Raw genomic sequence first — 23121 nt, 5'->3', positions numbered from 1 at the left:
CCGATCTTCGCTCCCACGCCAGCGATTCCACGGCAGATGCCCCCGCAGCCGCCCACGTGCTCGGTCGAGTTCCGCGCGCGCTACGCCGAGACCGACCAGATGGGGATCATCTACCACGCCAACTACCTGCCGTGGTGCGAGATCGGGCGCACGGACCTGATCCGCCGCCTGTGGCGCTCGTACGCCGACCTGGAGGCGCGGGGCGTGCTCCTGGCCGTCACCGAAGCCACGCTGCGCTACCACGCCTCGGCCAAGTACGACGACCTCATCCGCGTCGTCACCACGCTGGAGCAGGTGCGCTCGCGCGGCGTCGTCTTCACCTACGAGATCCTGCGCGTGGACGGCGAGGCGACGAAGCGCTTGGCGACCGCGCGCACCGAGCTGATCTCCATCGACCGCGGCGGCACGCCCGTCCGCCTGCCCCCCGAAGTGATGGCCGCCTTCCGCGGAAGCGAGTGACTATGGAACCGCAGGGAAACAGGGGACAGGGGACAGGGTACAGGGGACAGCGAACGGCAGCGAAGCCCGCCGCCCGCGCGAGTGGCCGGGCGCGAGTCCGCGAAGGCGGACTTCGGGCCGTTGTTGCCGCGAATTCATTCGCCTTTGCCGCCGGGCTGATCGCGATTTCACCGGCCCGCACGAGCGCCCAGAATCGCCCCCTCTCCACGCGCGAGGTGAGCGTCGCGGCGGGGCTGCTGCGGCTCGAGGACCGGCGCGAGTACGACGCCGTCGGCCTCTCCGCCGCCGCCGCGGACGCGAGCGCGGAGGTGCGACGCCGCGCCGTCCTGGCCGCGGGGCGGATCGGCGACAAACGCGCGACGCCGCTGGTCGTCGCGCGGCTGGCGGATGCGGATACGTCTGTCGCCGCATCCGCCGCGTTCGCGCTGGGGCTGCTGCGCGACACCACGGCGGCGCCCGCGCTGGCGCAGTTCCTCCGCTCCGCGGACGTCGCGCGCCGGCCGTCCGTCATCGGCGAGGCGGCGCTGGCGCTGGGGAAGATGCCGACGCAGGGCGGCAAGCAGGCGGTGGAGGACTTCCTCGCCCACGCGCCGGCGAGCGGCCCCGGCGTCCGCCGCGCGGTGGGCGAGGCGCTGCTGGCCTTCTGGCGCTTCCCGCGCCCGATGAACGTGAACGTCGCCACCCGCTGGCTCTCGTCCGCGGACCCGGAGATCCGCTGGCGCGCGGCGTACGCGCTGTCGCGCCGTCCCAGCCCGCAGGGCACGGCGGCGCTCGCGCGCGTGGCGACGGCCGCCGAGCCGCTGGTCCGCTCCTTCGCCATGCGCGGGCTCACGGCGGCGCTGGCGGACTCGGCGGCGATCGATCGCGCCACCGCGCTGCGGCTGGTAATGGCGGGCGTGGGCGACGCGAACCACGCCGTCAGCGTGAACGCCGTGCGCACGCTGGGGACGTACGACGCGCCGGAGTCCATCTCCCGCCTCGTCACAATGCTCGGCGGCGGGGATGCGTATCTGGCGATCACCGCCGCGGAGTCGCTGGAGCGGCTGGGGGCGAAGGCGCCCTCGTCCGCGGACGCGCTGCGGCGGGTCGCGCTCGACGCCGCGAAGCCCATCGCCCTGCGCACGGCCGCGCTCTCCGCCCTCGCGGCGGTGGACGCATCCTCCGCGGCAACGGTGGCGGACGCGTTCATGCGCGAGAGCGGGTGGCGCTCGCGGGCGGCGGCGGCGCGCGTCTACGCGGGCGCGGCGGCCACGGCAGGCTTCGTCTCGTCCCCCCTTCGCCCGAAGCTGGAGGCGGCGATCCGCGATCCAGACGGCCGCGTCGCCACGGCCGCGCTCGAGGCCGCCGTGGGCGCGGCGGGGGACGGCGCGGCGCGCATCCGGCCGCTGCTGCTCGCCGGGTTGGAGAACCCCGACTTCTACGCGCGGGTGAACGCCATCAACGGCCTGGGCGCCATCGCCGACCCGGCGGACGCGCCCGCGCTGCTGGCCGCGTACGACCGCGCCCAGCGCGACTCGATGGACGACGCCGCGCTGGCCGCCGTGGACGCGCTCGGCGCGCTGGGACGCAAGGACACCGGCGTGGCCCGCGCCTTCTTCGCGCGCTTCGGCCGCTCGTCCGATTATCTCGTTCGCCAGCACGTGGTGACGGCCTTCGGCGAGGACGTCCCCGGCGGGTGGGGCACGCCGCTTCCCATCTCCACCGCGCGGTCGATGGACGATTACGAGCTGCTGGTCCGCTCCGGAGTGGTCCGGCCCCGGCGGCACGCGCGCATCGTCACCAACCGCGGCACCATCGAGCTTGAATTGTTCGGCGACGACGCGCCGATGACCGTGGACAACTTCCTGACGCTGGCGCGGCGGGGATACTTCAACGGGCAGGACTGGCCGCGCGTGGTGGCCAACTTCGTGGTCCAGGGCGGCGATCCGCGCGGGGACACCAACGGCGGTCCGGGGTATGCCATCCGGGACGAGATCAACCGGCACCCGTACGAGACCGGCACGCTGGGGATGGCGCTCAGCGGGCCGGACACGGGGGGGAGCCAGTGGTTCGTCACCCATTCGCCGCAGCCCCACCTCGACGGCACCTACACGGTGTTCGGGCGGGTGGTGCGGGGGATGGACGCCGCCGGGCGCATCCTGCCCGGCGACCGGATCATCCGCGTGGAAGAGGTGCGTTGATGTACGAACGATTCGGCATGACCGCGGCCTTCGCCGTTGCCCTGGCGGCGTGCGCCGCGTCCACCGCGGGAACGGGCGCGCCGGCTGCGTCCCCATCTCCCGAAACAGCGGCGGGATCGGCCACGAGCGCCGCCGCGAGCCCGGACTCCATCGCCGAGGCGCTGCGGCGCGCGACGCTTCCGTCATCCCCCCGCCAGATGCAGTTCGGCTGGGCGCTGGACGAGGCCGGCTCGCGCTTCAACGGCCGCGGCGTGGCCCGCTTCGCCGCGCCGGACCGCTTCCGGCTGGACCTGTTCGGCCCGCGCGGGGAGACCTACCTGGCCGCCGCGCTGGTGGACGAGACGCCGCGCATCCCCGCCGCCGTGCAGGAGCGCTTCAAGCTCCCCACCTCGGCGCTCCTCTGGGCCGCCGTGGGCGTGGTCCGCCCCCCCTCCTCGGCGCGGCTCGCCGCGGCGACGGACGAGGGCGGGCGCGTGACGCTGCGCTACGACCTGGGCGGCGACGGGACGCTGGAATACCGCGCGCAGGGCGGCCGGCTGCAGTCGGTGCGACGTCTGCGTGGCGGCGGTGTACAGGAAACCGTGGACCTGGAGCGGGCCGCCGACGGCTCGCTGAAGGCCGCGCGCTACCGCGACCAGGTGGCCTACCGGTCGCTGAACCTCACGCTGGAATCATCCACCGATGTCGCTTCGTTTCCCGAAGACACCTGGAGCCCGCCGGGCACGGGCCGCTAGCGCGGTGCTGGTCGCCGCGCTGCTCGCCACCGGCTGCATCTACAAGTTCACCGGCGGCGGGCTGCCGGCCAACATCCGCACGGTCTACATCGACCTGTGGGACAACACCACGCCGTACGACATCCTGCGCAGCGACGTGCAGCGGCAGCTGCAGACCGAGCTGCCGCGGAACCTGGGCGTGCGCCTGGCGCCGCAGCAGACCGCCGACGCCATCATCCGCGGCAAGCTCTCCGGCTACGACGAGGCGGTCACCAACATCGACCCCAACACGCCGGGCGGGCGCATCACCAGCAACCAGACGCAGGTGCGGATCACGTTCGACGCGGAGATCTACGACGTGAAGAACGACCGCGTGATCTGGCAGGGCAGCTCCATCTCCGCGCTGGGCGACTTCAGCCGCCAGCGCGGCGAGACGGTGGATGTGGGGCGGCGCAAGGCGCTGGAGCAGGTGGTGCAGAAGGTGATCGAAGGGGCGCAGTCGCAGTGGTAGACGCCCGCCCGGTCCGCATCGCCTCGCGCGGGAGCGAGCTGGCGCTCTGGCAGGCGCGCGCGGTGGAGCAGGCCATCCGCGAGGCGTCGCCCGGCATCGAGGTCGAGATCTCCATCATCAAGACTACGGGAGACAGGATCCTCGACGTGCCGCTGGCGAAGATCGGCGACAAGGGCCTGTTCACCAAGGAGATCGATGCCGCGCTCCTGGCGGGCGATGCCGATCTCGCCGTCCACTCGCTGAAGGACGTTCCCACGCGGGTGCCCGACGGGCTGGAGATCGTGGCCGTGTCGCGCCGCGAGGACCCGCGCGACGTGCTGATTCTCCCGCGGGAGCAGGGGACAGGGGACAGGGGACAGGGGACAGGGAAAACGCTGGCGACGCTTCCCGCCGGCGCGCGCGTGGGCACCAGCTCGCTCCGCCGCCGCGCGCAGCTCGGCGCGCTGCGGCCGGACGTCGAAGTCCTTGATCTCCGCGGTAACCTGAACACCCGCCTGGCCAAGCTGGACCAGGGGGATTACGACGCCATCCTCCTCGCCGCCGCGGGCGTGCTGCGGCTGGGGTGGGAAGACCGCATCGCGGAGTATCTCGATCCCGCCGAGTGGCTTCCCGCGGTGGGGCAGGGCGCGCTGGCCGTGGTCGCCCGCGCGGGGGACGCACGGGTGCGCGGGCTGATGGCGGCCTTCCACGACCCGTTCACCGCCGCCTGCACCGCCGCCGAGCGCGCCTTCCTGGCCGCGCTGGAGGGCGGATGCCAGATCCCCATCGGCGCGCTGGCGACCGTGGACGACGAGGGGCTGACGCTGCACGGCCTGGTCGCGGGAACGGAGGGCGACGAGGTGCTGCGCGACTCCGAATTCGTCTCCGCGGATGGGGGCGAGGGCGTCTCGTTGGATGATGGCGCCGACGCTGGACGGCGGCTGGCGGCGCGGATGGTGGAGATGGGCGCGGGCGAGATCCTGGCGCGCGTCCGCGGCGAGTCGCCGCGCGTGCCCGAGCCCGCCGCGCCGTGACCGACCCCGCCGCCAAGGTCGTCTCGCGCGAGGAGCTGCTGGCGCGCCTGGGCCGGCCGCGGAGCGCGCGCGTCGTCTTCACCAACGGCGTGTTCGACGTGCTGCACCGCGGCCACGTCGATTATCTGTCGCGCGCCCGGTCGCTGGGCGACCTCCTCGTCGTCGCCGTGAACACCGACGATTCCGTCCGCAGGCTGGGAAAGGGCGACGACCGCCCCATCAACCCGCAGGACGACCGCGCGTACGTGCTGGCCGGGCTGGAGTCGGTCGGCTTCGTGACGCTGTTCGACGAGGACACGCCGCGCGAGCTCATCGCCACCCTTCTTCCCGACGTGCTGGTGAAGGGCGGCGACTACACGAGGGACACCATCGTCGGCGCCGACGAGGTCGAAGCGGCCGGGGGGCGGGTGGAGACGATCCCGCTGGTCCCCGGCCGCTCGACGACCGGGATCCTGCAACGCGTTCGCCAGGGGGCGGAGAATGGGTGAGGGGATGGCGAGGAACGACGGCCGCGCGCCGGAGCAGCCGCGGCCGCTGAAGCTGGAGCGCGGCGTGGCCGAGTACGCCGAGGGCTCGTGCCTGATCACCGTCGGCCGCACGCGCGTGCTCTGCACCGCCTCGGTGGAAGAGGGCGTGCCGGGGTGGAAGAAGGGGAAGGGCGAGGGATGGGTCACCGCGGAGTACTCCATGCTCCCGCGCGCCACCAACACCCGCAACCGCCGCGAGCGCGGGCAGATCGGCGGGCGCACGCAGGAGATCCAGCGCCTGATCGGCCGCTCGCTGCGCTCGTGCGTGGACATGGCCGCCCTCGGCGAGCGCCAGATCACCATCGACTGCGACGTGCTGCAGGCCGACGGGGGGACGCGCACCGCCTCCATCACCGGCGGCGCGGTGGCGCTCTTCGAGGCGTGCCGCTGGATCAGCGAGACGCGCGGGATCGAATCCCCTTTCCGCGAGTTCGTGGCCGCGGTGAGCGCGGGCCTCGTCGACGGGCGGCTGCTGCTGGACCTGGACTACTTGGAAGATTCGGCCGCCGAGGTCGACCTGAACCTCGTTGCGCGCGAGTCCGGCGGGATCATCGAGGTGCAGGGGACGGGCGAGCACGGCCACTTCTCCCCCGAGCAGCTCTACTACCTGACGCAGATGATGAGCGGCTGCGTGCGCGGCCTCCACGCCGCCCAGCGCGCCGCCGTCGGGGGATAAGCCGATGGAGCGCTGGAGGATGGACGTCATCCTGAGGCCGGCCGCGCCGAAACCGCGACTGCGCAGAAGCGTGCAGGCCGAAGGATCTGTGGCCGGCCGAAGCACGTCAGCCGTCGTCACGCACCACCGCCTCGCGGACGCCGGCTGATGCGGCTGCTGGTCGCCACGCGCAACCCCGGCAAGGTGCGCGAGATCCGCGAGATCCTGGCCGGTTACCCGGAGATCGAGATCGCCGGCCTCGAAGATCTGGGCATCGAGGAAACGCCGGACGAGGACGCGCTGGAGGTGTTCGAGACCTTCGAGGAGAACGCGCTGGCGAAGGCCCGCTGGTTCGCCGCGAAGACGGGCGAGCTTACGCTGGCGGACGATTCCGGCATCTGCGTCGACGCGCTCGGCGGCGCGCCGGGCGTGCGCTCGCGCCGCTTCGCCGGCGAAGAGGAGTCGCGCGGGCTGCGGCAGGACGAGGCCAACAACCGCCATCTCCTCCGCATGCTGGACGGCCTCCCGCCCGGGCGCCGCACCGCGCGCTACGTCTGCGCCGCCGCGCTCGCGGACGCGCAGGGCCGCGAAAGCGTGTACGTCGGCACCTGCGACGGCGTGGTGCTGGACGCGCCGCGCGGCAGCGGCGGATTCGGCTACGATCCGCTCTTCTGGCTCCCCGCCGAAGGGATGACCTTCGGCGAGCTGCCGCCCGCGCGGAAGAACGCCGTCAGCCACCGCGGCAAGGCAGTCCGCGCCGCCATCGACGCGCTGCGGTCAGGGTGGCGCGGGGAATAGCCGTCCATCGGTGCGGCGGAGGACATCGGGCGGGCGCCGGAGCGAGGCGTCCCGCCTTTCTTCATCCCCCAATCGAAAATCCAGCCGCCACACCACGGCGGGAAAAAGATGGCCTCATGCAGAGGCCGCGGAGCGCGCGGAGGAACGGCCGCACGCCTCGATTCCATGCCGCGTCCCGCTGGAGCCGCGCCCGGCGCATCGCCTTGCGGCGGCCTCACATCGGCGCCGGGCAGGCCGTATTTACGCGGGGACATCCGGATCGCCGGCTGCTACCGTATCTTGATGCAGAGCTGGGACGGAGCTCCCCCCGCGTCCGTCCATCGAGCCGACCCCCACCATCCCCGCGCGATGACCCCGAGCACACCCGACGAGCTTCCGCTGGGCGGCGCCCGCCTGTTCGGCCGCCGCGCGTCCGACCTTCCGGCGACCACGCCCGCCGCGGGCTCCAGCCTGATCGGCGAGACCCGGCGCCGCGCCGACCGCATGCTGGCGTGGCTGCTCGGCGGCCACCTGCTGCTGATGGTGGCGCTGGCGCCGCTGCACGGCACCTGGGGCGCGGTGCTGCTGTGGGGGGTGCCGTGCATCGCGGCCGGGGCGCTGGCCGCGTGGAAGCTGCCGGGGACGCTGCTTTCGCGGATGACCATCGCCACCGCGCTGCTGCTGGTTTCGGCGCTGATCATCCACCAGAGCGGGGGGATGATCGAGATGCACTTCCACATCTTCGCCATCCTCGCCTTTCTGCTGATGTACCGCGACTGGCGCGTGCCCGTGTGGGGCGCCGTGGTCGTCGCCGCGCACCACGTGCTCGGCAACCTGTCGCGGCAGCACGGCGGCGCGCTGCACGTGTTCCAGGACCACGGGGGGTGGGGGATCGTGGCCATCCACGCCGGGTGGGTGGTGTTCGAGGTCACCATCCTCGTCTACATGTCGCGCCTGCTGGCCGGCGAGACGCGGCAGGCGCAGGCGCTGGTGGAGCTGGCCGGCCGCGTGGGCGAGGGCGACCTGACTGCCCGCGCCGCGCGTGGCGAAGGCGCGGTGGGGAACGCGGTGGGCGCCATCAACGACGGCACCGCGCGGCTGGCCGGCGCGCTGCGCGAGGTGCGCGGCCGCGCGGGGCGGGTTTCCGACGTCGCCCAGGGCTTCTCCTCGGCCAGCGACCACGTCACGCACGCGGCCGAAGGGCTGGCCGCGTCGCTCACGCAGGTGGTGGCCGGAGCGCAGGAGCAGGCGCGGACCGCGCGGATGCTCGCCGGCGCGCTGGGCGAGATGACGCAGGGGATCGACGGCGTGGCCGCGCGCGCCGAGGCCGTGGCCGACGAGAGCCGCCGCGCGCGCGACGTGGCCCGCGACGGCACGCGCGTGATCGGCGAGGCGGTGGGAAGCCTGGGCCGCATCCGCGACACGGTGCTGGAGAGCGCCGGCCGCATCGCCGAGCTGAACGGCTTCAGCGAGCGCATCGGCCGCATCACCCAGGCGGTGGCGGCCATCGCCAGCCAGACCAACCTGCTGGCGCTGAACGCCGCGATCGAGGCCGCGCGCGCCGGCGAGCACGGCCGCGGCTTCGCGGTGGTCGCGGAAGAGGTGCGCAAGCTGGCCACGCAGAGCGGCGACAGCGCGCGCGAGGCCGCCGAGCTGATCGCCAGCGTGCAGGGGACCACGGCGCGCGCGGTGGAGAGCATGCGCCGCGGCACCGCCGAGGTGGAGGCCGGCTCGGAGCTGGCCGCGGGCGCGGGCGAGGCGCTGGAGCAGATCCGCACCGTGGTGGACCGCACCGTGCGCGAGGTGGGCGCCATCCACCGCGCCGCGCGCGAGATCGCGTCCGGCAGCCGCGACGTGCTGGCCGTGGCCGGGGTGGAGGGAGATGGGGAGGACCGCGGCCTGGTCGCCCTGTCGCAGGCCAACGCCGCCGCCGCCGAGGACGCCGCCGCCGCGGTGGAGGAGATTACGGCCAGCATGGAGGAGATGAGCGCCAGCGCCGAGGAGCTGGCCCGTATCGCCCGCGGCCTGGAAGCCGAGACCACGCGCTTCCGCACCGGCGACGAGCCCGCCGCCGCGCCGGAGCCGTCCGTGGCCGCCGCGCCCGCGAAGCGGCACCTGGCCGTGGCCGCGTAAGCCTCGGCGCGCGTCGTCCACGATCGCTGGATCTCACGCGGAGACGCGGAGCCGCGGAGGTGCATGCCGGGCCACCTCCGCGTGCCCGCGTCTCCGCCGGAGATCCCGGGAGGGGTCGGAAACGCACGAGAAGCGGGGAAAGACACGCCTCCAACCCTGGGGCCGAACCCCGCCCGGGGTTGACCGAAACACCCGTCGCGGCTAGATTATTTCGCTCCGCGGGGCGTGGCGCAGCCCGGTAGCGCATCTGCTTTGGGAGCAGAGGGTCGCCGGTTCAAATCCGGCCGCCCCGACTGGAAGCAGCGTCCCCCGCCGGGTCCGGCGCGGTTCGCTGGAAGGAAGACGGGTGGTACCTGCGCCAGTAGCTCAGGTGGATAGAGCAACAGCCTTCTAAGCTGTGGGTCACAGGTTCGAGTCCTGTCTGGCGCGTGGCGGAAGGCCGAAAGGCTGCAGGATGCGGGATCTTTACGGTGGGCGTAGCTCAGTCGGTTAGAGCGCCAGGTTGTGGCCCTGGAGGTCGGGGGTTCAAGTCCCCTCGCTCACCCCTTACATCGAACGGCCGCTCGACGCAGATGCGTCGGGTGGCCGTTTCGTGTTTCTCGGCCCTCTGCGATCCTGGCGTTGTTTCACAGCAAATGCGGATTTCCAGTTCACGCTGCCGAGATGAGATGATACCGGGACGCGCTGGGCGCCGCGCGCGTTTCCTGGCTTGGCCGTGAATGCCGGATCCATCCCCCGCTCAACGATGCGGTGCGCCGATCGAGGGTCCAGTCGAGCAGGGGCCCGATCCGTGTGAAAAGGCCGTGCCGCGCCGAAGGCGCGGCACGTTCTCCGGCGGCGCAGCACCCGGCGAAACTATTCCGGGGCGGGTGATGTATTATAGTCCGATTAGAATCGGCGCTCCGGCTGGACGCCGTTTCCGATCGGCGGAGGTGCACGGGATCGCTGGACCCTCCCGGTACGAGCAGCCCTGCGAGCGACCGTCCATCCCCCACGCTGGTAGCGGCCTGTCCCCCACGGCCCGCGCTATCGCCGGCAAGGACGATCCTCCGGGATCCAACGCAGCTCGCCCGGCCGGTCCACCCGGTCGTCCGCACCGCGTTCCGCCATCCCTCCAGACTCCGCGTCTCCTCCCATGCGCAGGGCTGCCATCGCGCTGTTCGCGATCCTCGGAATCTCCGGGTTTTTCGCGTTCCGTTCCGCCCGTGCCGTTCAACCGCGCGCGCCCGAGCTGGGCGTGCTGCGCACCGCGCCCACGCCCGGCGAGCCCGCCGAGCCCGACGCGCCCATCACCGTGACCTTCGACCGGCCGGTGGCCGGCGGGCTGGAGGACCTGGTGGACGCCGGGGAGGTGTTCCGCATCTCCCCCTCGGTCCGCGGCAAGGCGGAGTGGCGCGACCCCGTGACCCTCCGCTTCACCCCCGACCAGCCGCTGCGCCCCGGCGCCGAGTACCGCGTGACCATCGCCAGCACCTTCGCGGCGATGGACGGCGGCCGGCTGCCGCGCCCGCACCGCTTCACCTTCCGCGTGGCGAAGGCGCGCGTGCTCACCGGCGACCCGGTAGGGCCCAGCGGCGGACCGGGCTTCCTTCCGCCGCGGCCGGTGTTCCGCGTGCTGCTGAGCAGCACCTTCGACGCGCGCGACCTGGCCACGGCGCGGGTGGAGCCCGACACCTCGTGCCACGGCGGCACCGTGGTGCCGCTGCGCCTGGCCGGCCAGCACCGCATAAGCGCGGACGACCCCGAGTGGTTCCGCTACTACGGGTTCACCGCGGCCGATTCCACGCGCGACCTGCGCCGCGTGGCCGAGCTCGCCCCCGAGCGCCCGCTCCTTCCCGGCTGCAGGGCGCAGCTGGTCATTCCCGCGCGGCTCGACAGCGTGGGCGGCGAGCCGCTGCGCTGGAGCTTCGCCACCTACGGACCGCTGCGCGTGCTGCACGCGGGCTGCCCCGAGAACGGCGTCTGCCACTACGGCCCCGCCACCGTCGTCTTCTCCACTCCGGTCCGCGGCGCCGACGTGCTGCGCCACGTGCGCGTCTCCGGCCGCCCGTTCGCCGTGCGCGACACGGCCGAGGCCGCCGCCGTGTGGGTGATGGAAGGGCGGCTGAACCCCCGCGCCGCCTACACCATCTCCGTGGACGCGGGGCTCGAGGACGTGTTCGGGCAGCGCCTGCCGGCCGCGGTGAGCGCGTCGTTCCAGACGCCGGGCGTGCCGCCGTCCGTCGTCTACCCCCACGGCAAGATGATCGTGGAGCGGCGGGGCTTCGGCACGCTGGCGGTGCAGCACGTGAACGTGGACACCCTGCTGGTGACGGTGGCCGCGGTCCCCGAGCGGATGGAGGCGCGCTTCCTGTCACGCGGGTGGGGATGGGCCGATGCCTGGAAGGAGCTGGAGCCGGGCGCCGGGCTCCACCGCGTTCCGGTGCGGAGCCGCCGCGACGCCAGCGCCGTGACCGGCGTGCGCCTTCCCGTGGGCGACGCGCGCCGGCAGCGCGGGGGAACGCTGCTGGCCGTGCGCGTGGGCGGCCGCGGCGTGGACACCGCCACCGCCGAGAGCGGCGGCCAGCCCCTGGCGCTGGTGCAGGTGACCGACCTGGCGGTGCACGCCCGCGTGGGCGTGGACCAGGCGGTGGTCTGGGTCACGGGCGTGAACGACGGCCGCGCGCGCGGCGGCGTGGAGGTGCAGCTGCACGACACCAGCGGCGCGGTGCGCGCCTCCGGCCGCACCGACGGCCGCGGGCTGGCCGTGCTCTCCGGCTTCCACGCGCCGCCCCCGCCCCCGGAGGGCCAGGAGGAGTGCGGGGGCTACTGCGGCGGCGGCTCGTTCGAGGGGTACGTGTCCGCCCGCGACGGCGGCGACCGCGCGGTGGTGGGGGTAAACGAGTACGACCCCGACCTGGCGCCGTACGAGTTCGGGGTGGGGAGCGCCTGGGGCGAGGAGCGCGCGCCCACGGCGGGCGCGGTGTTCACCGAGCGCGGCATCTACCGGCCGGGCGAGCCGGTGTACGCCCGGGCCATCGTCCGCCGCGGCCCGCTGGGCGCGCTGCTGCCGCCCGGGCCGGGCGACTCGCTGCGCTGGAGCTTCAGCGACCGCGACGGGCACCCGGTGCGCGACACCGTGGTGGCGCTCAGCCGCTTCGGCACCGCCGGGCAGACCTTCCGCCTTCCCCCCGACGTGCCGCTGGGGCAGTACGGGGTGGAGATCCAGGCCCGGCGCGACGGCCGCTGGCGGCGGCTGGGGTACACCAGCTACCAGGTGGCCGAGTACCGCCCGCCCGAGTTCCTGGTCGACGCCACCGCGCCCAGGGAGGCGAAGTTCGCGGGCGACGAGGTGCGCGTGACCGTGGGCGGACGCTACCTGTTCGGCGCGCCGATGGCGCGCTCGCCGCTGCGCTGGACGGCGCGGCAGACCGAGGTGGGGTCGTGGGCGCTGCAGATCCCCGGCACCGACGGCTACCAGCTGGGCGAGGAGCCGAACTGGTGGAGCGGCGAGACGGACGGCGGCGAGCAGAGCGCGGGGAGCGGCGTGGACACGCTGGATGCCCGCGGCTACCGCGAGCTGGCGGTGCGGGCCGCGCCGCAGCCCGGCGGCCGGCCGGCGATGCTGACGGTGGAGGCCGAGGTGGTGGACGCCAACCGGCAGACGGTGGCCGCCAGCACCTCGGTGATGGTGCACCCCGCCGAGTTCTACCTGGGCGCCAAGCCGCAGGGGAAGGGCTACTTCTGGCCGGCCGGGGTGCCGGTGCGCGTGGACGTGATCGCCGTGCGCCCCGACGGGCACGGCGTGGCCGGCGTGGCCGTGGAGGGCACGGTGGCGCGGCGCGAATGGCACTCCACCCGGCGGATGCGGGGCGGCGTGTACGACGAGGTGGGCGAGTGGGTGACCGACACCGTGGCCACCTGCCGGCTGACCACGGGGGCGGCGCCCGCGCCCTGCGCCTTCACCCCGCGCGAGGGCGGCGACTACACCGTCACCTTCGCCACGCGCGACCGGAAGGGGCGCGCGGTGCGCACCAGCCTCACCCGCTGGGTGGTGGGCCCCGGCTGGGTGCCGTGGAACGACGAGGGGAAGTTCCGCATGGAGGTGGTCCCCGACCGGCAGCGCTACGCGGTGGGCGACACCGCCACCGTCCTCATCGCCGCGCCGTTCACCAACGCCGAGGCGTGGGTCACGGTGGAGCGCGAGCGGGTGCTGCGGCACTTCCGCATCCGGGTGACGTCGGGAACGCAGACGGTGAAGATCCCCATCACCGAGGCGCTGGCGCCCAACGCGTACGTGAGCGTGGTGATGGTGCGCGGCCGCTCGGCCCGGCCGGGAACGGTGGACGACCCCGGCCGGCCCACGCTGCGGGTGGGCTACGCCGAGCTGAAGGTGACGCCCGAGGTGAAGCGGCTGGCGGTGACGGTGCAGCCGCTCCTCCCCGAGTACCGCCCCGGCGACACGGCCCGGGTCCGCGTGCGGCTGCGCGACGCCGCCGGCCGTCCGCAGGCGGGCGAGGTGACGGTGTGGGCGGTGGACGAGGGCGTGCTCTCCCTCACCGGCTACCAGACGCCGGACCCCATCGACCTCATCTACCAGCCGCGCGGGCTGGGGATGCGGCTGGCCAGCAACCTGGTCTCCGTGGCCCCGCAGGTGCCCGAGGGGCAGAAGGGCGCGCGCAACCCCGGCGGCAGCGGCGGGCGCGACGCCGTGGGCGTGCTCCGCTCCGTCTTCCGCCCCACCGCGTTCTTCATCGGCTCCGTGGTCACCGACGCCAACGGCGAGGCCGTCGTCTCCGGCCTGCTCCCCGACAACATCACCACCTTCCGGGTGATGGCGCTGGCGGTGACGGCGGGCGACCGCTACGGCAGCGGCCACGCGCCGCTCCTGGCCACGCGCCCGCTGCTGGCGCGCCCCTCCCTCCCGCGCTTCCTGCGCGAGGGCGACGACTTCATGGCCGGCGTGGTGGTGAACCACCGCTTCCCCGGCGGCGTCACGGCAACGGTGAGCGCGCAGGCGCGCGGGGTGAGCCTCCTCGGCGGGGCGCGGCAGACGCTGTCGCTGGGCGCCGGGCGCGGCGCCGAGGCGCTCTTCCACTTCCACGCGATTGCGGGCGACACGGCGCGCTTCCGCTTCGACGCGAGCGGGAACGGCGCGGGCGACGCGGTGCAGGTGGGGATCCCCATCCACCCCGCCAACCGGCCGGTGACGCAGGCCGTCTCGGGCGTGCTGCGCGACACGGCCACGGTGGAGTTCGAGCTGCCGGCCGAGACCGACCTGTCGCGCTCGCGGCTGGTGCTGGGCTTCGGCACCTCGCCGCTGGCGATGGTGCAGGCGTACCAGCGCTGGCTGGACATCTACCCCTACGAGTGCTCCGAGCAGGTCACCAGCCGCGGCCTGCCGCTGGTCACCCTCTACCGCGCGCAGCGGGCGAGCGGAGCCACGCTGCTGAAGGGCGATGCGCGGCCGCGCATCGAGCAGGTGGTGCGCACGCTCTCGGGGCGGCAGCGCGAGGACGGCGGGATCGGGCTGTGGAGCCAGACCGACTGGACCACGCCCTGGCTGACCGCCTACGCCGGGCGCGTGCTGCTGGACGCCCGCGAGGCCGGCTTCCCGGTGCGCGACACCGTGCTGAACGGCATCGCCAGCTATCTGACCCGCGCCCTGCACGAGCCCGACGCGGTGCGGCAGGCGCTGGGCGTCCGCGACCCGCGCGTGTACGAGGTGCTGGCCGAGCGCCTGGCCGCGGCCGACTTCCTGAGCCGCATGGGGCGCCCCGACGTGCCCTCCGAGAACCTGCTGCTGGGGCAGGCGGCGCGGATGACCTGGGAAGACCGCGTGGCGCTGGCCGAGGTGCTGGCGCGCCGCGGCGCCCGCGAGCCGGCGCTGCGGCTGCTGGACGCGGCGTGGGCGGGCGTGCGGGTGCGGGGAACGCGCGCCTACCTCCCGCCCGCGGCGTACGACCGGCACTTCTACTTCGCCTCGCCGGTGCGGCCGGCGGCGCGGCTGCTGACGGCCACGCTGGAGCTGCGGCCGGGGCACCCCATGCTGGGCGCGCTGGTGGAGACGGTGGTGCAGCAGGGGCGGGAAGAGGGCGCCCTGGAATGGACCACGCAGGACTACGGCGCGGCGGTGCTGGCGCTGTACCGCTTCGAGCGGGCGCAGCGCGGCGCGCCCGACCGCATGGTGAGCGTGCGCCAGGGCGGCCGCGTCGTCGCCCGGATGCGCGCGCGCCGCGGGCAGACGCCCGACAGCACGTCGGCGCTGACGGGGCTGGTGTCCACGCGCTGGGACGGGCGCAAGGTGCTGCGCGTGCAGGTGCGGGCCGACGGCGCGGGCCCGGCCGTGTACTACCAGCTGGCGGTGCGCGAGGTGGTCGGGCGCGCCACCTACCGCCCGCTGGACCGCGGCATCGCGGTGGAGCGCTGGTACGAGACGGTGGACTCGCGGCGCCCCGTCACCAGCGTGGCGGCCGGGCAGGTGGTGCGCGTGCGGCTGCGCATCACCATCCCCGAAGACCGCAGCATGGTGGTGCTCGACGATCCGCTTCCCGCCGGGCTGGAGGCGGTGGACCTGAGCCTGCGCACCGTGAGCCCCTTCGCCAGCGACCTGCTCACCCCCGAGCCGGAGAACGGGGAAGAGGAGGAGCCGCGCGGCGCCTGGTACTGGGGATACGGGAGCTGGGACTCGGGGATGTGGACGGCGTTCGACCACACCGAGATCCGCGACGACCGCGTGGTCTACTTCGCCCGGCGGCTGTGGCGGGGAAGCTACGACGCCACCTACCTGGCGCGGGCGACCACGGCCGGCCGCTTCGTTTCCGCGCCGGCGCAGGCGGAGGAGATGTACAACCCCGGCGTGCACGGGCGCAGCGGCGGCGGGCTGTTCACCGTACGCCCGGCGGGGCGATGAGGAAGAGATGTGCGAAAGTGCGAAAGTGCGAGAGTGCGAGAGTGGGTTCGTCGCGCGGCTCACTCCTGCGCGTTTCCTCGCCTCCCGGCCCGGCGCGATCCCGTCATCTCCGCGCCTCTCCAACGGCGGTTCCTCACGCGGAGACGCGGGGAGCTCCGTGCCGTGGCGAATCCTCCGCGTCTCCGCGTCTCGGCGTGAGATCGGCGGATGCAGCGGCCGGGCGACGATGATGCCGATCAGACTTTGACTGGAGGGGAGGATCACCGTGCACTACGCATCGGAACCGCATCCCCTCGTCCGGGGCCTGCGGCGCGCGCGATGGGCGGCGCGGGGAGCCACGGTGGTGGCGGCGGGGGCGGTGCTGGCCGCGGGTGCCTGGGTCGCGTGGCCGCTGCCGGCGGGGACGGCGGCGCCCGTGCCGGTGCCCCGGCTGGTGCTGGAGGACCGCGGCGGCCTGCCGCTGCGCGCCACCCGCGCCCCGGACGGCAGCCGCGGCGGGTGGACGCCCGTGGCGGAGGTCGATCCGCGGCTGATCCAGGCGTTCGTGAGCGCCGAGGACCACCGCTTCTTCTCGCACCACGGGGTGGACCCGCGCTCGGTGGGCCGCGCGCTGCGCGACAACGTGCGCGGCGTCCACCGCTCCGGCGCGTCGACGCTGACCATGCAGACCGCGCGGCTGCTGCGGCCCATCGACCGCAGCTGGGGCGGCAAGGCGCGGCAGGCGCTGTGGGCGCTGCGGCTGGAGGCGCACCTGGAGAAGCGCGACATCCTGGAGCAGTACCTGAACCGCGTGCCGCTGGGCCAGGGCGCGGTGGGCGTCTCGGCCGCGGCGTCGCTGTACTTCGGCGGCTCGGCGCGGGAGCTGAGCCTGGGCCAGGCCGCGCTCCTGGCGGGAATCGCCCGCTCGCCCTCGCGCGACAACCCGCTCGCCTCGCCCGCGCGGGCCCGGGCGCGGCGCGACGCGGTGCTGCGGCGGATGCGGCGGCTGGGGTACGCCACCCCCGGCGAGGTGGCGCGGGCGGTGGAAGAGCCGGTGATCCCCCCCGAGGGGGCCGCCGCGTTCCTGGCGCCGCACTTCACCACCCGCGTGCTGCGCGACGCCGAGGCGGCGGGGGTGCGCGACGGCACCGTGCGGACGTCGCTGGACCTGGAGCTGCAGACGCTGCTGGAGGGCGAGGTGCGCCACACCGTGCGCGTGCTGCGCGGCCGCGGCGCCCGCCACGCTGCGGCGGTGGTGCTCGACAACGCCACCGGCGAGGTGCTGGCGTGGGTCGGCTCGCCCGACTTCCGGGAGCCGGAAGTGGGGCAGGTGGACATGGTGGTCTCGCCGCGGCAGCCGGGGTCGGCGCTGAAGCCGTTCCTGTACGGGCTGGCGTTCGACCGCGGCCACACCGCGGCCACCGTCATCCCCGACGTGCCGCGCAGCTTCGCCACCACGCTGGGGCCCTATCGTCCGCAGAACTACGACCGCCGCTTCCACGGGCCGGTGCGGGCGCGCGAGGCGCTGGCCAGCTCGTTCAACGTGCCGGCGGTGGAGGTGGCCGACCGGGTGGGGGTGGAGGCGCTGCTCGAAACGCTGCACCGCGCCGGCTTCGCCTCGCTGGCGCGCCCGGCCCCGCACTACGGGCTGGGGCTGGCGCTGGGCAACGGCGACGTGACGCTGCTGGAGCTGGCCAACGCCTACCGCGCGCTGGCCAACGCCGGCGAGTGGACGCCGGTGCGCCTGCGCCCGGCCGCGCCCGGCGACATGGCCCCGCCCCATGAGCGGGTGATGTCGCGCCAGGCGGCGGCGCTGGTGCTCGACATCCTGGCCGACCCCGACGCCCGCGCGGCGGGGTTCGGCACCGAGACTCCGTTCGACTTCCCCTTCCCGGCGGCGGCCAAGACGGGCACCAGCCGGCACTTCACCGACAACTGGGCGGTGGGCGTCACCCGCGGCTTCACCGTGGCCGTGTGGGTGGGCGATTTCAGCGGCCGGCCCATGGCGGGGGTGAGCGGGATCACCGGCGCCGGCCCGCTGCTGTACCGGGCGATGCTGGCGGTCGCCAGCCGCCGCGCCCCCGGCGCGCTTCCCGCGCCGGCCGAGGCGGGGCTGGTTCCCGTGCGCGTCTGCCGCCTCTCGGGGCTGCTCGCCACGCCGGAGTGCCCCTCGCTGGTGGAGTGGTTCGTCCCCGGCACCCAGCCGTCGCGGATGGACGACTGGGAGCGCGGCGGGCGCGTGGCGCTGCCCGACGAGTACGCCGAGTGGGCGTCGGCGCAGGGCGGGCGCTGGGCGGCGCTCGCGCGTCCGGGCGGCGAGCGCTTCCGCATCGTGGCCCCGCGCGACGGCGACCGCTACTCCGTGCCCGCCGGCGTCGAGCCCCGCTACGCCACCCTCACCTTCCACGCCGCCGGCGCCGGCGCGCCCGTCCGCTGGTTCGTGGACGGCGCCGAGGTGCCGGGCGGGCGCTGGCGGCTTGTCCAGGGCGAGCACCGCGTCCGCGCCCAGTCCGCCACCGGTGCGGCGGACAGCGTGCGGATCGGGGTGGAGGGGGATTAGGCCGGCCGCACGCTCCTGACCGTCTCCGGTCTTTCGAATCCCGCAACAGCATCTCATGCGGGATCCGAGTGCTCAGCTTCCGCATCCGCACCGCACCCACCCGACGTCATCCTGAGGCCGGCCACGCCGCAACTCGCATCCGCACAACATCTTGCAGGCCAAAGAATCTGTGGGCGCGGCCGCGCGTGAGCTGGCCGGATGCACCAATCCTTCTCCCGCAGTCGTGTCATGCGAAGACGTAGAGACGCGGAGACGCCAACGAGCCTCTCCGCGACTCCGCGTCTCCGCGTGATCCCATTCTTTTCAGGATCGGGAATCATCGATCCACACCCGCCCGCACCCATCCGTCCCATGACCGTAAGAACCTCGCGTGGACGCGGCGTTCTTGCCCGGAGATGGAGATCCGCTCAACCGGAGGGGGATGATGCGAATCGGCGTGCCGCGACCGATGCGAGGGTGGCGAATGGCGATGGGCGTGGCCGCGTTCGCGCTGGTGCTGGCGTGCGGCGGCGCGGGACCGGCGGCGGTGGTGGAGGAAGACGGGCGGGGGGTGCTCTTCGTCGGCAACAGCCTGACCTACGCCAACGACCTGCCGGAGATGGTGCGGGCGCTGGCGCTGGCGTCCGGGGAGACGCTGCGCGTGGAGATGGTAGCGAACCCGGACTGGAGCCTGGAGGACCACTGGAACGGCGGCGGCGCGCGAGCGGCGATCCGGCGCGGCGGGTGGGAGGTGGTGGTGCTGCAGCAGGGCCCCTCTTCGCTGCCCGAGAGCCGCACGCTGCTGATCGACTACGCGCGGCGCTTCGCGGGCGAGATCCGCGCGGCCGGCGCCACGCCCGCACTCTACGCCGTCTGGCCGTCGCTCTCCCGCTCGGGCGACTTCGACCGCGCGACCGAATCGTACCGGCTGGCGGCCGAAGAGGTGGACGCGATGCTCTTCCCCGCCGGCGAGGCGTGGCGGGCCGCCTGGCGCGCCGATCCCGGTCTCCAACTCTACGCCGCAGACGGCCTCCATCCCTCGGTGGCGGGGACGTACGCCGCGGCGCTCGTCATCTGCGCCGGGCTACTGCACCGCTCGCCGGTGGGATCGCCGTCGACGCTCAATCTTCGCGACGGCACCATCGTCCGCATCGACCCGGCGGTGGCGGAGGTCCTGCAGCGGGCGGCCGCGACGGCGATCGCGGGTGATGGAGGCGGCTGACGCCACCGGTCGCGGCCGCCACATCGGCTGATCTCACGCGGAGACGCGGAGACGCGGAGACGCGGAGGTGCAGGAAAGCGACTCCGCGACTCCGCGTCTCCGCGTGAGAGATCACGGTTGAGGAGACGCGGAGATGAGGGGGCGTGCTGAGTCGTCAACGGCCGCCCCACGCAGATGCGTCGGGCGGCCGTTACTGGGTCGCCTTGGGAAGGCGCCGCGTCCGCGATTGCCTGGCCGTGGTCACACCGCCGCGGCGGGCTCCAGGCGGAAGTGGATGGGCGCGGGGGCGGTCGCCTCGATCAGGCGGCGGACCTGGCGGATGCCGTGCTTCACCCGCTCGTCGCTCTCGGTGCCCACGCTGATGCGGATGTAGCGGTCGCACGAAGTGCCGTAGCCGATCCCCGGCACGGCGCAGACGTGGTGCTCCTCCAGCAGCCGCGTGCAGAACTCCTCCGAGCCCAGCGTCGACGGCTCGATCGAGGCGAAGAGGTAGAAGGTCGCGTCGCCGGGAAGGCGGCCGATGCCGCACGACTCCAGGTAGCGCGCCATCTCCCCGCGCTTGCGCACCACCTCGGCGATCTGCGGCCGGGTGACCTCCAGGATCGCGTCGAAGTGGCGGACCAGGTAGTGCTCCAGGATGGTGGGCGGGCAGGTGATCAGGTGCTGGTTGATCTTCAGCACCTCGGCGATGAGCGCGGGGCTGGCGATCACGTAGCCGATGCGCCACCCCGACATCCCGTGGTTCTTGGAGATGGAGTTGCACACGAGGGTGTGCCGCTTCTCCGGGTCCAGCGCGCCGCACGAGATGAAGGCGTCGTCCAGCAGGAACTCGCTGTACGCCTCGTCGGAGAGCAGGAACAGGTCGTGGCGCTCCGCCAGCGCGTGCAGGTGCTCCAGCTCGGCGCGCGTCATCACCTGCCCCGACGGGTTGTTCGGGTTGTTGACGATGATCGCCTTCGTCCGCGCGGTCACGTACCGGTCCAGCCCGAACACCGTCTCGTCGATCGGCACCATCACGGGCACGCCGTGGCAGAGCTTCACCTGCTCGGTGTAGCTCACCCACGCCGGCTCCAGCACCAGCACCTCGTCGCCCGGGTCCAGGATGGCCATCAGCGACATGTGGATGGCGGCCTTGGAGCCGGCGGTGACCAGGATCTCGGTGTCGGCATTGACCGCCACGCCGTAGCGGCGGCCGTAGTACGCGGCCAGCTGCCGGCGCAGCTCGGGGTTCCCGCGCGAGCTGTTGTAGTGGTAGCTCTCCGGCATCGGCATCTCGGCGAAGCTGAAGAGCGGGATGTCGAAGAACGCCTCGCCCAGCGACAGGACGATCACGTCCTCGCCGCGGGCCTTCATCTCGTACACCCGGTTGTTGTACCGGATGGACAGGGCCTGCGCGACGTCGGCCAGATGGGTGGCAGCGGAAGGCATCGGGTGTTCCGGGTAGATGGAGTCGGGCGCGCGGGCGGGTGCTCGCGCACGTCCCCACGATGGAGCGGCGGAGGCGCGGGGAAACCGGAATCCCCCCTCGCTCTCCGCCGTTTCTGGCGATGATTCGCCGTCCCTGCGGAGCCGGGGACGGCTCAGGCCGCCACGGCCTCGCCGCGCAGGCTCAGCGGGCGCATGTCGGTCCACACTTCCTTCACGTACGCCAGGCACTCGGCCCTGGAGCCGGGCTTGCCCACGGCCTTCCATCCCAGCGGGATCTCGCGGTCGGCCAGCCAGATGGAGTACTGCTCCTCGTGGTTCACCAGCACGATGTAGGTGCGGGTATCTTCGTTCGTGTCCGTGGCCATGTCGGTGTCTCTCGAGAGTAGGTCGGATGAGTCGCAGGGGGATGGACGCCGCAAATCGAAGGCGATTCGGCGTGTCCCCCGGGCTTGAAGCGCGCGGGTCCAGCTTCACCGGCGACTGAAGTCGCGGCAACAACTACGGGAAGCCTCGCAAACCGCGCGAGGCTGTTCGCGATCGATCCGGCGGGGCGGGGGAGACATCGTCATCCCCGCCCCTCGATCGATCCGTGGTGAAGGTCAGGCCGGGGTCCAGCTGGAGGTGTGCGGCGTGGCCATCCCCACGACGACCTTGCGGTCGCCGGTGAAGGGGGAGCGCGCGTGGGCCATCAGCATGTTGTCCAGCAGGAGCACGTCGCCCTGCTCCCAGGGGAAGACGAGCGCCTCGGCGTCGTACGCCTCGCGGATGGCGGCGAACACCTCGGGGTCGATGGGCGAGCCGTCGCCGTAGTAGGTGTTGCGGGGAAGGTTCTCCTCGCCGAAGTCCTCCATCAGGATCTCCACCAGCGACGGGTCCAGGCTGCTGACGTGGAAGAGGTGCGCCTGGTTCATCCAGCACTTCTCGCCGGTGGCCGGGTGCACCGCCACGCCCTGGCAGATCTGGCGCGTGCGCAGGTGCTCGTCGCTGATCCACTCGGCCTGGATCCCCTGCGCGCGGCAGAACTCGTCCACCTGCTCGCGGGTCTCGGCCTGGAACACGTTCTTCCAGGGAAGGTCCATCCAGGGCGTGTAGTTGCGCACGTACATCACCCCCAGCCGCTCGAAGCGCTCGCGGATCTCCTCGGGCAGGCGGTCGTACACGCGGCGGCTGTCGGCGATGGGCGTCTCGCCCTGCGTGGCGGCCACGATCAGCGACAGGAAGCCGATGCGCATGGGCCACGCGCTGGTGTACGACATCTCCGTGTGGAACGGGATGGTCTGGTCGGCCGGGTACTCGGTGGAGGTGTAGACGTTGCCCTTCACCTGCGTGCGCGGCGACGAGCGGTAGGTGTAGGGAAGGAGCTCGCCCGACGCCGAGAGCATGAAGCGCTGGAACTCGTCCACGTCGTCCATGCCGAAGCCGCGGAAGAGCACGGCGCCGTGCACGTGCAGCACGCTCTCCAGCCAGGGGCGGTTCTGCTCCGCCCAGTCGGCCAGCACCACGCCGGCCCCGGCGGGGCGCACCACCACGGGCGCGCCCGGAAAGCCGTCCAGGCGGCTGGTTTCCACGCGGCCGTCGTGCGCGGGGGCGATCCCGGGAACCTGCACGCGCTCGTTCACTGCGACGCTCATCAGTCTTGCTCCAGATGGGTGGGTGGGGTGCGGATCGGGCTCGGGACGCGGGCGCCGCCGGACCTGCGGTGCGGCGCCCGCGCGAGTGCGCGTCCGGCCGGCACCTCCGGCCAGGGAGATGCGATCGGACGATTTTTACGCTGCCGTCCGCCGCCGCGGCGATGCAGCCGCGCGGCGGCGTGGACCGGCCCGGGGGCGTGCGTGCGCAGGCGCAAGGCGAGCGCTACGTCCGCCGCCGGGCGAGCCGGTGGATCGGGATCGGGGAAGACGGATCGGTATGGGTACGCGCCGCCTGGCGCCGGAGCGGGATGTAGAGGCGGGGAACCACTGAACGCGCCATCACCTGACGAACGCGGCCCCTTTCACGCCGGCCGCGCTTCCACGAGTTCCGCTGGGATGTGCTGTAGAGTGGAGCAAAACCGCTCCCGCGTCAAGCGCACCCCGCAAATCCGCACCCGGAAC

The 23121-nt window shown here is 73.6% G+C and carries 15 protein-coding genes and 3 tRNA genes; 15 read left to right on the top strand and 3 right to left on the bottom strand.

Features of this window, described 5'->3' with window-relative positions; all coding sequences use genetic code 11:
- Window positions 1-36: 36 nt before the first annotated feature.
- The 15 genes from VLK66_RS25995 to VLK66_RS25925 all read left to right on the top strand — a co-directional run bounded on the left by VLK66_RS25995 (window position 37) and on the right by VLK66_RS25925 (window position 19600).
- Window positions 37-459 carry a thioesterase family protein gene (locus VLK66_RS25995; protein ID WP_325312425.1) on the top strand — a complete coding sequence of 141 codons (423 nt, stop codon included), beginning with the start codon at window positions 37-39 and terminating at the stop codon, window positions 457-459.
- 215 nt (window positions 460-674) lie between these two features.
- Window positions 675-2639, top strand: a complete 1965-nt coding sequence (locus tag VLK66_RS25990; RefSeq protein WP_325312424.1) for a peptidylprolyl isomerase — start codon at window positions 675-677, stop codon at window positions 2637-2639.
- Window positions 2639-3373, top strand: coding sequence for a hypothetical protein (locus VLK66_RS25985; RefSeq protein WP_325312423.1), 735 nt, complete (start codon window positions 2639-2641; stop codon window positions 3371-3373). The genes VLK66_RS25990 and VLK66_RS25985 overlap by 1 nt, the downstream gene beginning before the upstream one ends.
- A 4-nt stretch (window positions 3374-3377) precedes the next feature.
- Window positions 3378-3863, top strand: coding sequence for a DUF4136 domain-containing protein (locus VLK66_RS25980; RefSeq protein ID WP_325312422.1), 486 nt, complete (start codon window positions 3378-3380; stop codon window positions 3861-3863).
- Window positions 3857-4876, top strand: a complete 1020-nt coding sequence (gene hemC / locus VLK66_RS25975) for a hydroxymethylbilane synthase (RefSeq protein WP_325312421.1) — start codon at window positions 3857-3859, stop codon at window positions 4874-4876. The genes VLK66_RS25980 and hemC overlap by 7 nt, the downstream gene beginning before the upstream one ends.
- Window positions 4873-5364 (top strand): D-glycero-beta-D-manno-heptose 1-phosphate adenylyltransferase, encoded by a 492-nt coding sequence (gene rfaE2 / locus VLK66_RS25970; protein WP_325312420.1) that lies wholly within the window; start codon window positions 4873-4875, stop codon window positions 5362-5364. The genes hemC and rfaE2 overlap by 4 nt, the downstream gene beginning before the upstream one ends.
- Window positions 5365-5368: 4 nt before the next feature.
- The gene (gene rph, locus VLK66_RS25965; RefSeq protein ID WP_325312419.1) at window positions 5369-6079 is read left to right on the top strand and encodes a ribonuclease PH; all 711 of its coding nucleotides are present in this window, start codon (window positions 5369-5371) and stop codon (window positions 6077-6079) included.
- Between the two features lie 144 nt (window positions 6080-6223).
- Window positions 6224-6856, top strand: coding sequence for an RdgB/HAM1 family non-canonical purine NTP pyrophosphatase (gene rdgB, locus VLK66_RS25960; RefSeq protein WP_349260549.1), 633 nt, complete (start codon window positions 6224-6226; stop codon window positions 6854-6856).
- A gap of 348 nt (window positions 6857-7204) precedes the next feature.
- Window positions 7205-8968 (top strand): methyl-accepting chemotaxis protein, encoded by a 1764-nt coding sequence (locus tag VLK66_RS25955; protein WP_325312417.1) that lies wholly within the window; start codon window positions 7205-7207, stop codon window positions 8966-8968.
- A gap of 219 nt (window positions 8969-9187) precedes the next feature.
- Window positions 9188-9261, top strand: a tRNA-Pro gene (locus VLK66_RS25950).
- 62 nt (window positions 9262-9323) lie between these two features.
- A tRNA-Arg gene (locus VLK66_RS25945) sits at window positions 9324-9397 on the top strand.
- A gap of 41 nt (window positions 9398-9438) precedes the next feature.
- A tRNA-His gene (locus tag VLK66_RS25940) sits at window positions 9439-9512 on the top strand.
- 693 nt (window positions 9513-10205) lie between these two features.
- On the top strand, window positions 10206-15860 hold the full coding sequence (locus VLK66_RS25935) for an MG2 domain-containing protein (protein WP_325312416.1): 5655 nt from the start codon (window positions 10206-10208) through the stop codon (window positions 15858-15860).
- A gap of 265 nt (window positions 15861-16125) precedes the next feature.
- Entirely contained in the window at window positions 16126-18399 is a 2274-nt protein-coding gene (gene pbpC, locus VLK66_RS25930) for a penicillin-binding protein 1C (protein ID WP_325312415.1), read from the top strand.
- 463 nt (window positions 18400-18862) lie between these two features.
- Window positions 18863-19600, top strand: coding sequence for an SGNH/GDSL hydrolase family protein (locus VLK66_RS25925; protein ID WP_325312414.1), 738 nt, complete (start codon window positions 18863-18865; stop codon window positions 19598-19600).
- Window positions 19601-19840: 240 nt separating this feature from the next.
- On the opposite strand, the gene VLK66_RS25920 is transcribed toward VLK66_RS25925, so the two are convergent.
- The 3 genes from VLK66_RS25920 to VLK66_RS25910 all read right to left on the bottom strand — a co-directional run bounded on the left by VLK66_RS25920 (window position 19841) and on the right by VLK66_RS25910 (window position 22659).
- On the bottom strand, window positions 19841-21028 hold the full coding sequence (locus VLK66_RS25920) for a pyridoxal phosphate-dependent aminotransferase (protein WP_325312413.1): 1188 nt from the start codon (window positions 21026-21028) through the stop codon (window positions 19841-19843).
- 152 nt (window positions 21029-21180) lie between these two features.
- Window positions 21181-21393: an MbtH family protein gene (locus VLK66_RS25915; protein WP_325312412.1), complete on the bottom strand. Its 213-nt coding sequence runs from the start codon at window positions 21391-21393 to the stop codon at window positions 21181-21183.
- A 234-nt stretch (window positions 21394-21627) separates the two neighbouring features.
- Window positions 21628-22659: a TauD/TfdA family dioxygenase gene (locus tag VLK66_RS25910; protein ID WP_325312411.1), complete on the bottom strand. Its 1032-nt coding sequence runs from the start codon at window positions 22657-22659 to the stop codon at window positions 21628-21630.
- Between the last annotated feature and the right edge of the window lie 462 nt (window positions 22660-23121).

The sequence above is a fragment of the Longimicrobium sp. genome (assembly GCF_035474595.1).
GTDB lineage: Bacteria > Gemmatimonadota > Gemmatimonadetes > Longimicrobiales > Longimicrobiaceae > Longimicrobium.
Note: the sequence above shows the minus strand (reverse complement) of the source record. Positions and strands in the feature narration are given on the sequence as shown.